This window comes from Streptomyces qinglanensis, from assembly GCF_900111245.1.
Lineage (GTDB): Bacteria > Actinomycetota > Actinomycetes > Streptomycetales > Streptomycetaceae > Streptomyces > Streptomyces qinglanensis.
Window position 1 is genome coordinate 57850 of the sequence record NZ_FOGO01000004.1, and the last position, 14236, is coordinate 72085.

The window sequence follows — 14236 nt, forward strand, 5'->3', positions numbered from 1 at the left end:
CCGCACGGGGGCTCTCACGGGGTCACAGGGACTCGCCCCACTGGTCGAGGAGGCTGTCGGCGTCTTCCTCGGGGCGGTGCTCCTCGGGGTGGAGGTTCTGTTCTGTCCACATCACCTTGCCGTGCGGTGTGTAGCGCGTCCCCCAGCGTTCGGCGAGCTGCGCCACCAGGAACAGACCGCGGCCGCCCTCCTCGGTGGCCGCGGCGCGGCGCATGTGCGGCGAGGTGCTGCTGCCGTCGGAGACCTCGCAGGTGAGACGGGACTGGTGCAGCAGCCGGACGCGGATCGGCTCGCTGCCGTAGCGGATGGCGTTGGTGACCAGTTCGCTGAGGATGAGTTCGGTGGTGAAGGACGCCTCCTCCAGACCCCACTCGGCCAGCTTCCGGCTGACCTGGGCGCGCAGCGGTGCCACGGCGCCGGAGTCGGCCGGTACCTCCCACTGGGCGACCTGTTCGGGGTCGAGCACCTGGGCGCGCGCCACCAGCAGGGCGATGTCGTCGCTGGGCTCGGCGGGCAGCAGGGTGTCGAGCACAGCGCGGCAGGTGTCCTCGGGAGACCTGCCCGGATGGCCGGTCAGTGTGCGGCGCAGCAGGGCGAGGCCGTCGTCGATGTCGCGTTCGCGGTCCTCCACCAGTCCGTCGGTGAACAGGACGAGCTGACTCTCGGGCGGCAGGTGCAGCTCCGCGGTCTCGAACGGGGCGCCGCCCAGGCCGAGCGGCAGGCCGACGGGCACCTCCGGGTAGTCGACGGTGCCGTCGGGCGCGACCAGCGCGGGTCCCGGGTGGCCGGCGCGGGCCACGGTGCAGCGTCCGGAGACCGCGTCGTAGATCGCGTACAGGCAGGTGGCTCCGGTGACGGTCGCGCCGTTGCTCTCGCTGGTCTGGTCCTGGTCGATCCGGTCGACCAGCTCGTCCAGGTGCGCCAGGAGTTCCTCGGGGGTCAGGTCGAGCGAGGAGAAGTTGAGCACGGCCGTGCGCAGCCGGCCCATGGTCGCGGCCGCGTGCAGTCCGTGGCCCACCACGTCGCCCACCACCAGCGCCACCCGGGCGCCGGGCAGCGGGATGACGTCGAACCAGTCGCCGCCCACCCCTGCCCTGGTGGGCCGGTAGCGCGAGGCGACGTCCAGGGCGTCCTGTTCGGGCAGTCCGCGGGGGAGCAGGCTGCGCTGCAGAGTGACCGCCATGGCGTTCTCGCGGGTGTAGCGGCGGGCGTTGTCGATGCTGACCGCGGCTCGTGCGGCCAGCTCCTCGGCGAAGGCCACGTCGTCGTCGCCGTAGGGGTCGCTGCGGTCGGTGCGCCAGAAGTCGACGCTGCCCAGCAGCACGCCGCGGGCCTGCAGCGGGGTGCTGATCAGCGAGCGGATGCCGTACTCCAGCGCACGCCGACCGTGGTCGGGCTGCTGGGCCAGCCAGGCGTCGGCCTGCCGCAGGTCGGCCTCCAGGACCGAATGCTCGCCCGCCTCCTCGGCGTGGCCGCGCAGCGTCTCCACGGTCCGGACGACGGCGCCCACCGGGAGCAGCGGCGCGTCGTCGCGGACGCCGCTCATCGCGGTACGGCGCATGTCGGTGCGCGCGGCGGAGGGCTCCTCGCCGCGCAGCACCGGGTCCAGCAGTTCGACGGTGGCGAACTCGGCGAACCGGGGGACGGCCACCTCGGTCAGCTCCTCGGCGGTGCGCGTCACATCCAGCGTGCTGCCGATCCGCACTCCGGCCTCGTACAGCAGCCGCAGCCGCTCCCGTGCGCCTTCCGCACGGCCCTCCAGCGCGTGCAGCTCGGTGGTGTCCCGCAGCGTCGCCACCCGCCCGGGCGGTCCCTCCCCGCTGCGGGTGGAGCGGATGTTGACGGCCAGCAGCCGGCCCTTGGCCAGATGCACCTCGTCCGAGGCGGCGCGGCCCGACGTCAGCAGGCCCAGCATGCCCGCGCCCAGACCGACCTGGTCGACAGGGTGCCCCTCGGCGTCCTCGGGCAGCTCCAGCAGCCGCCGTGCCTCGTTGTTGACCAGGACCAGCCGTCCCGTCTCGTCGACGATCAGCACGCCTTCCCGGACGGCGTGCAGCACCGCGTCATGGTGCTCGTACATCCGGGTCATCTCCTCGGGACCCAGGCCGTGGGTCTGGCGCCGCAGCCGCCGGTTGACCAGCGCGGCGGTGCCCGAGGCGAGCAGCAGCGCCCCGGCGGCCGACATGAGCAGCACCGGCAGTTGCCGCTTCACGCCCTCGTTCACCCGGGAGACCGTCACGCCGGTGGAGACCAGTCCGGCGAGCGTGCCGTCCGGCCGGGTGACGGGGACGGCGGAGTTCACGGTCAGTCCGGGGGCGGCCTGGAGGGTCTTGGTGGTCGAGCGGCCCTCCCGCGCGTTGTCGACGAGGTCCTGCACGGGGCCCGCGACGCGTTTGCCGATCAGGTCGCGCTGCGGCGCCGTGACCCGGGTGCCGTCGGGCTTCCAGACGACCACGTAGGAGACCTTGGTCGCCTTGCGGACCGCTTCGGCGCGCGGCTGGAGCGCCGCGGTCGGGTCCTTGCTCTCCAGCCCGGCCAGGACGTCCGGGGAGCGCGCGAAAGTGGTGGCGACCGCGAGGGACTGCTTGTTGGCCTGGCGGGTGCTGCTCCAGCGCGCGTGCAGGACGAAGGCCACCACCACGGCCACCATCAGCAGCACGATGACCGACACCTGGAGGAAGAAGACCTCGCCGGCGACGGTGCGGGGGCCGAACGGGAGCCGGAAGAGGCGTTCGCGGGGCGGTGCCGGTTGGCGGTCGGGGGGCCTGTCCCGGGCGGGGGACCTCTCGGCACCCGGCCCGCGCGCGGAATGCGCGGAGGCGGACCGCACTTGGCGGTGCCGTCCACGCCGAGTCGATCGGCGCCCGAAAAGTCCGCGCATGCCCCTTTTCTAGCAGTTCTCCGCAGGGTGAGCCTTCGTCGACTCGGGCTCTCTCCCTCCGGAAGGCGGGGCCCGGCGCGTCCGGAGGAATCCGGGAGAGGGTCTTGTCAAGAATCCAGGATTCTGTTTACTGTGCCGTCGTGAACGACTACGACGAGCGGTTCCTGACCCGCAACGGCCTGGCGGCCCGCCAGCTCGCGCTCCTCCTGCTGGAGTACGAGCCCGAGCGGCGGCTGCCCCGGGTCCGGGACTTCGCCGAGGAGCTGGGCTGCGGCAACGGCACCGTTCAGGGTGCGCTGCGGCTGCTGGAGGAGGCCGGGGCGATCGAGACCGCCGCGCGCGGCCATCTGGGCACCTTCCTCGTGCGGTCGGACCGCTCGATCCTGTGGCGGCTGTCGGGGCTGGGCACCCTGCTCGCCGCGATGCCGCTGCCCTACTCCCGCCGCTACGAGGGCCTGGCGACCGGTCTGCGCGCCGCCTTCGACGACGCCGGGACGCCCTTCGGCATCACCTTCATGCGCGGAGCGGGCAGCAGGGCGACGGCGCTGCTGGAGGGCAAGGCCGACCTGGTCGTCCTCTCCCGCTACGCCGCGGACCGGCTGATCGAGGAGTATCCCGAGGACCTGTCGCTGGTGGTCGATCTCGGCCCGACCACCTATGTCGGGGCCCACGGAGTGCTGCTGCGCGAGGGAGCCTCGCTGGACGCGCCCGGTCTGCGCGTCGCGGTGGACCACGCCTCGGAGGACCAGCGGCTGCTCGCCGAACGCGCGTTCGCAGGCCGTGCGGACGTCGAGTGGATCGAGTGCTCCTACATGCAGCTCCTCGACCTGCTGGTGCAGGACGAGGCGGACGCCACCGTCTGGAACCTGGACGAGGTGCAGGGCCGGCTCGGCGAGGGCATCGAGGTGCTGCCGCTCGGCGACGAGATAGCGCGGGACCTGTCGCTGCGCAACTCCAGCGCGGCGGTCATCGGCAGAGCCGAGAGCGTGGCCGCGCTGCACGCCATACGGGACGCCATCGACACCGAACGGGTGACGAAGCTGCAGTCCGCGGTCGTACGAGGAGACCGGATGCCTTCGTACTGACGTCCCGGCAGCGCCCGGCCGACCGCCCCGTCCGTTCTGTGACGGGGCCCGGCCGGTCCCGAGAATCCAGAATCCCGATTTCTGTCGCCCGTCGAGGAGAAGTCCGTGGACGACCAACTCGCACTCCGTATCCAGCTCTTCCGTGACGGTGGCCGGGTCCGCCCCGAAGTGGCCGACTTCGTGACGGCGGAGCTGTCCGCGCTCGCCGACGAGGGCGCTCCGGTCACCGAGGAGACCGCGGGCATGCTGACGAGCCATCTGATGATGGCCCTCACCCGGTTGCTCGACGGCGAGCCCGTCGAGGAGTTCCAGACCGACGCGCAGGTCGCGGCGGAACTGGCCGATCACCCGGCGGCCGTCTCCCGCGCCCGCCGCGTCGCCACCCGCGCCGAGACCGAACTGGGAGCCTCGCTGCCCGGTTCCGAAATCAACTTCCTGGCCATGCACCTGGCCGTGCTCGCCCAGCGGGTGTCTCCCTGACCCTCGCCCCGGAGACCCCGGAGACCCCGGAGACCCCGGAGACCCCGGAGACCCCGGAGACACGGCACCCACGGACCCAACCGCCCCCGGCACCACCGGGACGCACCCGAAACACCCCTCCCACGCACCCACGACGCACCATCGGGACCCGCCGCCGGGTCCCGCCCGGCACAGACGAGAGGCACCACTCATGACGAAGATCCTCACCGGCGGAGTCGGCAAGACCGAAGTGGCGAACGCCGTCCGCGCCCTCGACCTGGAGGATGTCGAGGTCGTGGTCTCCAGCGACATGGACGCCGCCATGAAGCTGCGCTCCGGGCAGGCCGACTACTACCTCGGCACCTGCCACACCGGGGCCGGAGCCTCCCTCGGCGTACTCGTGGGGCTGCTCGGCCAGCCCGCCTGCCACACCTTCGGCCGCACGGTCCCCACCGAGGACGAGGTGGCGGCACTGCTCGCCGACGGCAAGAAGGTCTTCGGCTTCTCCATGGACCAGATCGAGACCATCGCCCCCCTGCTCGCCCGCGCCCTCGCGCGTGCCTGACCGGGTCCAGGCGCAGACACCCCGGGCGTGAAGGAGCGAACCCCGTGAGAACGATGAGCACCACCGGCCTCCCCCTGGCCGCAGACGCCGGACTGGACTTCTCGCTGCCGCAGCAGTTGACCGTGATCCTGCTGTGCGCGCTGACCGCGTTCATCTCGCACATGGCGCTGGCCGTCTTCAACGACGGAGTGCGCCCGTTCATGCTGGACTTCATCCACGGCCGGACCACCCGCTCGGCCACCACCGCGGTCTCCTTCGGGCTCTCCGCAGGCTTCATCTTCGGGCTCGGCGCGCCGATGGCGCTCTCCTCCGGCGTCCTGAACCCCTGGCTGCTCTTCCTGCCCACCGACATCCTGGGCCTGCTCGCCCCGAAGAAGTGGCTGGCACCGCTGCTGGGCGCCGGATGGGGCGCGGTGGTCGTCTTCGGACTCGACGGCGCCAACGAGGTGGCGCACGACCTTCCCGTCGACTTCCTGACGGCCATGCAGCAGATGTCGACGCCGATCCTCTTCCTCTTCACGCTCTTCCCGGTGCTGGCCATCACCAAGCAGTTCGGCCGCGCGTGGGGCGCGGCGGCCGGTGCGGTGGAACTGGCCCTCGTCGTGATGACGATGAAGCTGTGGCCCGACATCTTCGCGGGCGCGCTCGCCATGGCAATCGGGGTCCTCCTGCTGATCGGCCTCGCCGTCCGCAGGGACCTGGTGCAGCGCAAGGCGGACCGCCAGGCCGCCGCCGCCTCGGGCGCCGTCTCCGAGGAGGCGCCCGACGACGATCCGATGGCCTCCCTCTTCAGCGCCAGCGCCACCCGGCTGCGCCGCTACCTGCCGCTGTTCATGGTCCTGGGCGCGGGAGTCTGCGTCCTCGCCCAGATGCACATATTCGGCGGCGGCGAGGCCACCAGCTTCCTCATAGCCAAGGGCCAGTTCTCCGAGGCCGCACAGGTCGACTTCTACCGCGTTTTCGGCTTCGTCCCGCTGATCGCGACGACGGCGCTCGCCTCGGGCGCCTACGGCATCGCCGGATTCACGCTGGTCTACCCGATCGGCTATCTGATGCCGAACCCGGTGCTGGCGGCGGTGGTCGGAGCGGCCGTCTTCGCCCTCGAGGTCCTGGCGCTCTCCTCCATCGGCAAGGTCCTCGGCAAGCTCCCCAGCGTCCGGGACTCCTCCGAGCATCTGCGCAACGCCATCACCGACAGCCTCCATCTGGCCATCCTCTTCGGCTCCCTGATGGCGGCCAACGCGATGGGCGGCGGACTCGGCATCCTCGTCGTGGGCGGGCTCTACCTGCTCAACGAGGCGATGGGCCGCCCCGTCGTCCGGATGGCGGCGGCGCCCACCGCGGTCATCATCGGCGGCGTCCTGCTCAACGTCCTCCACTGGCTCGACCTGTTCACCCCTCTCAAGGGCTGATCCGTCCCGACCGGGGCGTCCTGCCCGGGGCCCGCGATCCGGCTGGATCCGCACGAGCAGCCCCCGAGGCAGCACCGCCACCAGGAAGGCCCACCGATGAGCGCGAGCTCCACCCCCCACCCGCACCGTCGCACCGAGCCGCAGGTGCACACGGTCGCCGGGCCGCTGGCGGCGGCAGCCGTCGGCGGTCCCGTCCTCGCCCACGAGCACCTGGTCCTCGACCTGGACCGCCGGAACGACGGTGCCGCCGTCCTCGACGCGCAGCGGCACGGCCCGGCCGTCGGCCGGGAACTGGCCGCGCTGCGCGAGGAGTACGGCCTCTCCCTCGTCATCGAGCTGACCTGCCGGGGCATGGGCCGCGATCCGGCCGCCCTCGCCCGGATAGGACAGGACAGCGGCGTCGCCGTCGTCGCCGCGACCGGCTGGTACTACGAGCCGTTCCACCCGGCCGCCGACCTGGCCGGGGCCTCCGTGGAACAGCTCGCCGCCACCCTGACGGCGGAGGTCCGGGACGGGATGGCAGGCCCCGACGGCGCTCCCACCGGGATCCGTCCGGGGGTGCTCGGCGAGGTGGGCAGCCACGGCGAGGTTCCCAGTGAACCCGAGGCCCGCGTGCTGCGGGCCGCCGCACACACGGCCGTCGCCACCGGCCTGTCGGTGGCCACCCACGCCCAGCTCGGCCACGGCGGGCTCGCCCAGCTCGACCTGCTGACCGGCGCGGGCCTCGCCCCGCACCGGATCTGCGTGGGGCACCAGGACCTGCTCACCGCCCCCGCCGTGCACCGGCGGCTCGCCGAGGCCGGCGCGTACATCGCGTTCGACACCGTCGGCAAGGACAGCTACCAGAGCGACCAGGAGCGGCTGCGGCTGCTCCTCGCGTTCCTGGAGGCCGGGCACGCCGAGCGGGCGCTGCTGAGCTGCGACATCTCCCGCCACGCCTATCTGCGCAGCGAGGGCGGTACGGGCTACGGGCACCTGTTCCACTCCTTCCTGCCCGCCCTGCGCGCCGCAGGCGTGGACGACGAACTGATCGATGTGCTGACCCGGCGCAACCCGCTGCGCTTTCTGACCGGTGCGAGCCCGGAGGAGATCTGAGATGGCTGCCACCCCCTCGAACGGGTCCGACTGGTCCGACTGGTCCGACGGGTCCAACGCGCCGGATGCGCCGGATGCGCCGGATGCGAACGGCTCGAGGCCGGTGCCCCCGCCGCTGCCCCGCACCTTCCCGCTGGACACCGTCCCGGTGGAGGAGGCGGCCGGGCACCAGTTCCGGCTGCTGGAGGCCACTGCCGCGCACTTCGCCGGGCCGGAGCTGTTCGCCACCGACGCCGGGGTGGTGCCCGAGCTCGGCCGCCCGCGGACCACCGCGCGCGTCGAGGCAGTGCTGGCCGCGTACTTCGGCGCGGAGGACGCCGCGCTCGTGCAGGGCGCGGGCACCGGTGCCATCCGCGCCGCGCTCGTCGCCGCCGTCGGCCCGGGCGAACCGCTGCTCGTCCACCGGGCCCCCGTCTACCGCACCACCGCCGTGACGCTGCGCGGGCTCGGGGTCGAGACCGTCGAAGCCGACTTCAACGACCTCGACGCGCTGCGGACCGTGCTGGCCTCAGGCCGCTTCCGCTGGGCGTACGTGCAGCACACCCGCCAGCGGCTGGCCGACTCCTACGATCCCGGCGAGGTCCTCGCCGCCTGCAGGCAGGCCGGTGTCCGCACCCTCACCGACGACAACTACGCCGTCTTCCGGGTGCCCGCCTCCGGGGTCGAACTCGGCGCGGACGCCTCCTGCTTCTCGCTGTTCAAGCTGCACGGCCCGGAGGGCGTCGGCGCCGTCGTCGGCGCCGCCGACCTGATCGCCCGCGTGCACGCCGACAACTACTCCGGTGGCGGCCAGGTCCAGGGCCACCAGGCGCTCGATGCGCTGCGCGCCCTCACCCACGTGCCGGTGATGTGGGCCCTGCAGTCCCGGGTGGGCGCCGAGGTCGCCGAGCGCCTCGCGGCCGGCGAAGTGCCCGGCGTCGCCGACGTGCGCCTCGCCAACGCGCAGGACAGATGCCTGCTCGTGCAGCTCGACACGCCCGTGGCGCGGCGGCTGCCCGAGGTGGCCGCCCGGTTCGGCGCGGCGCCCTACCCGGTGGGCTCCAACTCCCGGTACGAGATCGCGCCGCTCTTCTACCGGATGTCCAGCTCTGCCCTGGACGACGCGCCGGAGCTGGCCGACTGGGTGGTCCGCGTCAATCCGATGCGCGCCGGTGCCGACCTCGTCCTGGACATCCTGCGCCGCTCCCTGGCGGTGATCGGCGGCGAGCCCTCCGCGCCCGAACCGCCCGGACACCACCCCGGGTCCGCAGCGCCCGGACACCACCCCGCGCCCGAACCGCCCGGTCACGACCCCGCACCCGAGGCGCCCCGGCGCCCCGCGCCCGCAGCCCCGCACGACGTACCGCAGCACCGCGCAAAGGACTGACGTGTTCCTCGACAGCCTCCTCGCCCGCAACCCGGAGCTCGCCGACACCGCGGCCGACCTCCACCGGCGCGGCGAGATCCCACCCGACACCTACGTCATGGACCTGGACGCCATCGCGCAGAACGCGGCCCTCCTCGCGGACGCGGCCCGGCGCCTGGACCTGTCGCTGTGGTTCGTGGTCAAGCAGTTCGGCCGCAACCCGGAACTGATCCGGGCCGTCGCGCGCGCCATTCCCCGGTTCGCCGCCATCGACCCCGACGAGGCCCGCACCCTGCACGCGGCCGGAGCCCGCGCCGGGAACCTCGGCCACCTGGTGCAGGTCCCGCACCGCGCCCTCCCCGAGTTGCTGGCGCTCCGGCCGGAGGCCGTCACCGTCTTCGACCTCGACAACGCGCGTGCCGTCTCCGCGGCGGCGCAGCGCCTGGGCCTGGTGCAGGACGTCCTCGTCCGGCTCGAGGGCGCCCCCGGCTCGGTCTACCCGGGGCAGGAGGGGGGTGTCCCGCTGTCCGCGCTCGACACGTTCGCCGAGCAGGCCGAGCGGCTGCCGGGCATCCGGATCGCGGGAGTCACCGCCTTCCCCTGCGTACTGAGCGACGCCAAGACCGGCCTCCCCGAGCCCACTCCCACCTTCGACGTCGCCCTCGAAGCCCGCGAGGCGCTCGCCGCACGCGGACACCGGGACCTGAAGCTCAGCGCCCCCAGCGCCACCTCCGTGGCCAGCCTGCCGCTGCTCGCGCGGCTGGGCGCCACCCACGGCGAGCCCGGCCACGCCCTGACCGGCACCACGCCGCTGCACGCCGTCGACACCGGCCAGCCCGAACGGCCCGCCTACGTCTACGTGTCGGAGGTCGCGCACACGCTGGCGGACGGGAGGCCGGCGCTGTTCGGCGGCGGATTCTACCCGCGCGCGCACATCACCTCGGCGCTGCTGCCCCGCACCGGCCAGCGGCTTGCGGTGCAGGACGCGCCCGCGGAGAACATCGACTACTACCGGCTGCTGGCCGCCCCCGGCTCCGGCCGGCCGGTGCGGGCCGGCGACACCGCACTGCTGGCCTTTCGCACCCAGGTCTTCGTGACCCGCTCCACAGTCGCGGTGGTGGCCGGTCTCGCGTCCGGAAGACCCCGGCTGACCGGGCTGTACGACGCACACGGGCGGGCGCTGTGACCGCCGGGCGGGACGACCGGGGGCGCACCGTCATCGTCGTCGTCGACGGGTTCGGGATCGGTGCGATGCCGGACGCCGGAGCGCTGCGTCCCGGCGACCTGGCCGCCGACACCTGCGGTCATGTGCTCGACCACGCCCGGGAGGTGCTCGGCAGGCCGCTGCGGCTGCCCGTCCTCGGCGCGCTGGGCCTGGGCCTGGTCCACCCGCACCCCGACCTGGCCCGCGGCACCCGGCTGCCCGTCGCGGCGGGCCGGGCGGCGCTCGGCTACCCCGGCGCCGACACCTTCGCCGGCCACCAGACGATGATGGGCGCCGACTTCAGCCGGGTGACCGTCGCCCGGCTCGGCGAGCATCTGCCGGAGGTCACCGCGGCCCTGCGCGCGGCGGGGCACCGCGTCGTACTCCTCGACGGCAGGCCGCTGCTGCTGGTCGACGGCAGTGTGCTGGTGCACGACAATCTGGAGGCCGACCCCGGCATCAACTGGAACGCGTCGGCAGAGCTGACGGACCTCGGCTTCGACGGCATCCTCGCCGTCGCCCGCACGGTGCGCGCGGTGGCGCCCGTCGCCCGGGTCATCGCCGTCGGCGGTCACGCGGACGGCCCGCTGCCCGAGTTCGTCCGCGACGGCGACGCCGGCACGGTGGGGCTGGACACCCCGGCGAGCGGCTTCTACCGGAACGACGGCCTCCAGGTGCGGCACCTGGGCGCGGAGCTGGACCACACCCGGCAACTGCCCGACCTGGCGGCGCGCTCCGGCATTCCGGTGACCCTCGTCGGCAAGGCCGCGGACATCCTCGCGTGCGAGGCCGCGGTCCGCCGCCCCGCCGTGCCCACGGCCGAGGTCCTCGCCCACACGGCGGAGGCGGTCCGCGCGCCGGGGGAGGCCCTGGTCGTCGCCAACGTGCAGGAGAGCGACCTGGCCGGGCACCAGCAGGACGCCGAGCGGTACGCGCGCATCCTGGAGCAGGTCGACGCGGGGCTGGCCGCGCTGGTCGCACTGCTGGACCGGCCCGGGGACCGGCTCGTGGTCACCGGCGACCACGGCAACGACCCGACCATCGGGCACGCCTACCACACCCGCGAGTACGTGCCGGTGCTCATCCACCGCCCCGGAGCGCCCGGCGTGGAGCTGCTGCCGGACGCGGACAGCCTGGCGGACGTGGGTGCCACGGCCGCCGCCGCGCTGGGTCTCGACCCCGGGGGCCTCGCCAACGGCAGGCGGATACCGCAGCGCGCCGCGGTCTGAGCGATCATAGGAGCGGCACCGGGCGCCCGGTCCGGGCGCCGCCTGGGCACCCGCCCGGTTCAGCCTGGCACCGTCCCGGTTTCCGTCGGGCACCGGCGCATCCCACCGGGCCCGGCCGCAACCGCCGCCCACGGAAAGGACCGCGAACGTCGTGCGCACTGTGAAGCTCCCCTCCGGTACCGCCGTCCCGGCTCTGGGCCAGGGCACCTGGCACATGGGTGACGATCCCTCCCGCCGGGCCCAGGAGCTGGAGGCGCTGCGCACCGGAATCGATCTGGGCATGACGCTCATCGACACCGCTGAGATGTACGGCAGCGGCGCCGCCGAGGAGTTGGTCGGCGAGGCCGTGCGGGGCCGCCGGGACGAGGTGTTCCTCGTCAGCAAGGTGCTGCCCTCCCACGCCGACCGGCGCGGCACCGTCGAAGCCTGCCGGGCCGGCCTGCGCCGGCTGGGCACCGACCGCATCGACCTGTACCTGCTGCACTGGCGCGGCGGCGTCCCGCTGGCCGAGACGGTCGAGGCGCTGCAGAACCTGGTACGCGAGGGCGACATCCGCTTCTGGGGAGTGAGCAACCTCGACACCGACGACCTCGCCGACCTGCCCGACGGAGCGGTGCCGGAGACCGACCAGGTGCTCTACAACCTCTCGCGGCGCGGCCCCGAGTTCGATCTGCTGCCCCGCTGCCGCGAGTTGGCGGTCCCGTTGATGGCCTACTCCCCGGTCGAGCAGGGGCGGCTGCTGCAGCACCCCGCACTGCGTACGGTCGCCGAAGCGCACGGAGCCACCCCGGCGCAGGTGGCGCTGGCCTGGGTGCTGCGCCACGAGGACGTCGTCGCGATCCCCAAGGCGTCGGTGCGCGCGCACGTCGAGGAGAACCGCGCGGCGGCCGATCTGCGGCTCACGGACGAGGACCGTGCCGTGCTGGACGAGGCGTTCCCGCCGCCGCACCGCAAGCGCCCGCTGGAGATCCTCTGAGCGGCCGCGCGGCCGCCGCCGGTTTCGGCTCGTGGAGGGCCGGTGACCAGCGGGCACCTGGCCCGTCGGGCTCCGCGGCATCGGACTTTCCGCGACAGGCGGACGTTGCGCAGTCCTGCTCGACTTCTGCACACGACCCCCAGTCGCTCTCCGACCCCCAGCCGCTCTCCGGCGTCTGCCAGCGATCAGCCCTTCGGCTGCCGACCGCTGGCTGGTCGGCCGGCGCCGTGGGAACCGCCTGTGTATCCGAGGTGGCCCGCCGATCACGACCTCGAGACCAGCAGATGAGCCGCAAGACCGATGATCACGGTGCCGGAGACCAGGGAGGTGCACAACCGTCCGCGCGGCCCCGTCAGCACGCGACCCAGCAAGGCTCCGCCACCGGAGAGCAGCAGTTGCCAACTGGCAGAGGCCACGAAGGCCGCCAGGACGAACACAGCCCTGTCCCAGCGGTCCAGCGGGGTGGAGCCCTGGCCGGCGAGCACCAGGGCCGCGAAGTAGATCACGGTCATCGGGTTCATCAGCGTGATGCCCAGGAGCCCCAGATACGCCCGCACCGGGCTCATCGGTTCCCGGTCGATCCTTCCGGTGACCTCCCGCTTGCGGTATTCGGCGATGGCCGTCGCGGCGGTCCGGCACGCCAGCATCGCGAGCACCAGGGCCGAGGCCCAACGCAGCGGCTGCGTGATCGGCTCGATGACGGGCGCGAGCGCTGAGCCACCGAGCACGGAAATCAGCGCGTACAGGCCGTCAGCGGTCGCGGCACCCAAAGCGGCACACGCACCCACCCTCAACGACGTCCGTGCAGTGAGGGCCACGAGATACGTCCCCACCGCTCCCACCGGCATGGCGATGCCGTAGCCGGCCAGGAGTCCGGCGACCAGGGCCGCGCTCATGCGCGGTGCAGAACCGGCCTCCGCGGACAGCCGGGCTGCTGCTGGCCCCGCCCCGCGGCAGCGGAGGAGGACAGGGGCAGCACGGAAACAGTTGTCGTGGGCATGGGCAGATCCTCGGGGCCCCGGGCCACCCACGCAACTCGATTTCGTGATCGCCGTGGTCCGCGACACGAGCTGTTCCGCGCTCCCGGACATCCGAACCTTCGTACCGGAAGCGGCAGTTGCGCGATTCTCCCCGGTCCGGTCGCAGGGCAGCGAACGCGGCCTGCACCTGTGTGTGCGGGCCCACCGTTGCCTCCAGTTCGAGGAGCGGGTGAGGGGGCAGGCCGCTACGCCGGTGAGTGGCCCAGCACGACGCGGGCGGGGGGTCAGTCGATGAAGTAGTTCCAGAAGACGCCGACCTCGGTCTCCGAGGCGGCGACCACCCCCATGTCCATGAGGTAGCCGTCCCGCTCGGCTGCCGGATGGGTGAGGCCGTTGACGGCGAAGCTCCGGCGGCACCTGTCGGCGGCCTGCGCCCCGCCCTCCTCGTCGTCGAACGTGTCGTCGTCGAACGTGTCGTCGCCGAACTCGTCGGTGAGCAGGTCCTCGTTGGTGGCGAACTCCGCGGCGGGGCCGAACCTGGCCAGGACGGTGCGGGCCGCCGCGCCCAGCGCCGCCGCGGAGTGGTGGTGGAACGGGGAGCCGCCGTATTCGGCGCAGTGGCGCGTCAGCAGCATGGTGGCCACCCGCCGGGTGATCAGCTCCAGGTGGTGGTCGAGGTAGTGCGCGTCCACCAGCGCCAGCGGGTAGTACGGGGCCTGCGAGGTGCGGGAGGAGCTTCCCGCATGCTGGTCGACGGTGTGCCAGCCGCGCGGGTCCCGGGTGCCGAGCCGCAGCACCGCCGAGACGTCCTGCAGCCAGTCGGCGTGCCGCCGCGGACCCACGGCGGCCAGCCACGGTCCCAGCGTGCCCAGTGCCCGCTCCCACGCGGCGGCGTCCGGAGACGGCACGGTCTGGGTCGCGGTCCGGGACGGCACGGTCTGGGACGGAGTGGACCGGGACGGCACGGGCGGGGGCTCGGCGGGCGGGGGCAGGGCCATGGCGGGA

The 14236-nt window shown here is 73.4% G+C and carries 12 protein-coding genes; 9 read left to right on the plus strand and 3 right to left on the minus strand.

What is annotated here, in order from left to right; genetic code table 11:
- Window positions 1–22: 22 nt before the first annotated feature.
- Window positions 23–2830 carry a SpoIIE family protein phosphatase gene (locus BMX65_RS10085; protein ID WP_074999874.1) on the minus strand — a complete coding sequence of 936 codons (2808 nt, stop codon included), beginning with the start codon at window positions 2828–2830 and terminating at the stop codon, window positions 23–25.
- Between the two features lie 191 nt (window positions 2831–3021).
- Here BMX65_RS10085 and yhfZ point away from each other — a divergent pair, with 191 nt between their 5' ends.
- The 9 genes from yhfZ to BMX65_RS10130 all read left to right on the plus strand — a co-directional run bounded on the left by yhfZ (window position 3022) and on the right by BMX65_RS10130 (window position 12251).
- Entirely contained in the window at window positions 3022–3966 is a 945-nt protein-coding gene (yhfZ, locus tag BMX65_RS10090) for a GntR family transcriptional regulator YhfZ (protein ID WP_074999875.1), read from the plus strand.
- Window positions 3967–4071: 105 nt separating this feature from the next.
- Complete coding sequence (locus BMX65_RS10095; RefSeq protein ID WP_074999876.1) at window positions 4072–4446, plus strand: PRD domain-containing protein; 375 nt, start codon at window positions 4072–4074, stop codon at window positions 4444–4446.
- A gap of 190 nt (window positions 4447–4636) precedes the next feature.
- On the plus strand, window positions 4637–4990 hold the full coding sequence (locus tag BMX65_RS10100; protein ID WP_074999877.1) for a DUF2620 domain-containing protein: 354 nt from the start codon (window positions 4637–4639) through the stop codon (window positions 4988–4990).
- A gap of 53 nt (window positions 4991–5043) precedes the next feature.
- Entirely contained in the window at window positions 5044–6402 is a 1359-nt protein-coding gene (locus tag BMX65_RS10105; protein ID WP_074999878.1) for a YhfT family protein, read from the plus strand.
- A gap of 96 nt (window positions 6403–6498) precedes the next feature.
- Window positions 6499–7497 carry a phosphotriesterase family protein gene (locus BMX65_RS10110; protein ID WP_074999879.1) on the plus strand — a complete coding sequence of 333 codons (999 nt, stop codon included), beginning with the start codon at window positions 6499–6501 and terminating at the stop codon, window positions 7495–7497.
- A gap of 1 nt (window position 7498) precedes the next feature.
- Window positions 7499–8863, plus strand: coding sequence for an aminotransferase class V-fold PLP-dependent enzyme (locus BMX65_RS10115; protein ID WP_420856805.1), 1365 nt, complete (start codon window positions 7499–7501; stop codon window positions 8861–8863).
- A 1-nt stretch (window position 8864) separates the two neighbouring features.
- The gene (locus tag BMX65_RS10120; protein WP_074999880.1) at window positions 8865–10028 is read left to right on the plus strand and encodes an alanine racemase; all 1164 of its coding nucleotides are present in this window, start codon (window positions 8865–8867) and stop codon (window positions 10026–10028) included.
- Window positions 10025–11275, plus strand: coding sequence for a phosphopentomutase (locus BMX65_RS10125; RefSeq protein ID WP_074999881.1), 1251 nt, complete (start codon window positions 10025–10027; stop codon window positions 11273–11275). Before BMX65_RS10120 ends, BMX65_RS10125 begins: the two co-directional genes overlap by 4 nt.
- 151 nt (window positions 11276–11426) lie before the next feature.
- A complete protein-coding gene (locus tag BMX65_RS10130) occupies window positions 11427–12251 on the plus strand; it encodes an aldo/keto reductase (RefSeq protein WP_074999882.1) in 825 nt (274 codons plus the stop codon).
- A gap of 263 nt (window positions 12252–12514) precedes the next feature.
- Here the strand turns inward: BMX65_RS10130 and BMX65_RS10135 are convergent, their stop codons facing one another.
- Together BMX65_RS10135 and BMX65_RS10140 are read right to left on the minus strand one after the other, a co-directional pair.
- Entirely contained in the window at window positions 12515–13147 is a 633-nt protein-coding gene (locus tag BMX65_RS10135; RefSeq protein ID WP_074999883.1) for a LysE/ArgO family amino acid transporter, read from the minus strand.
- A gap of 368 nt (window positions 13148–13515) precedes the next feature.
- Window positions 13516–14229, minus strand: a complete 714-nt coding sequence (locus tag BMX65_RS10140) for a hypothetical protein (protein WP_239501949.1) — start codon at window positions 14227–14229, stop codon at window positions 13516–13518.
- Between the last annotated feature and the right edge of the window lie 7 nt (window positions 14230–14236).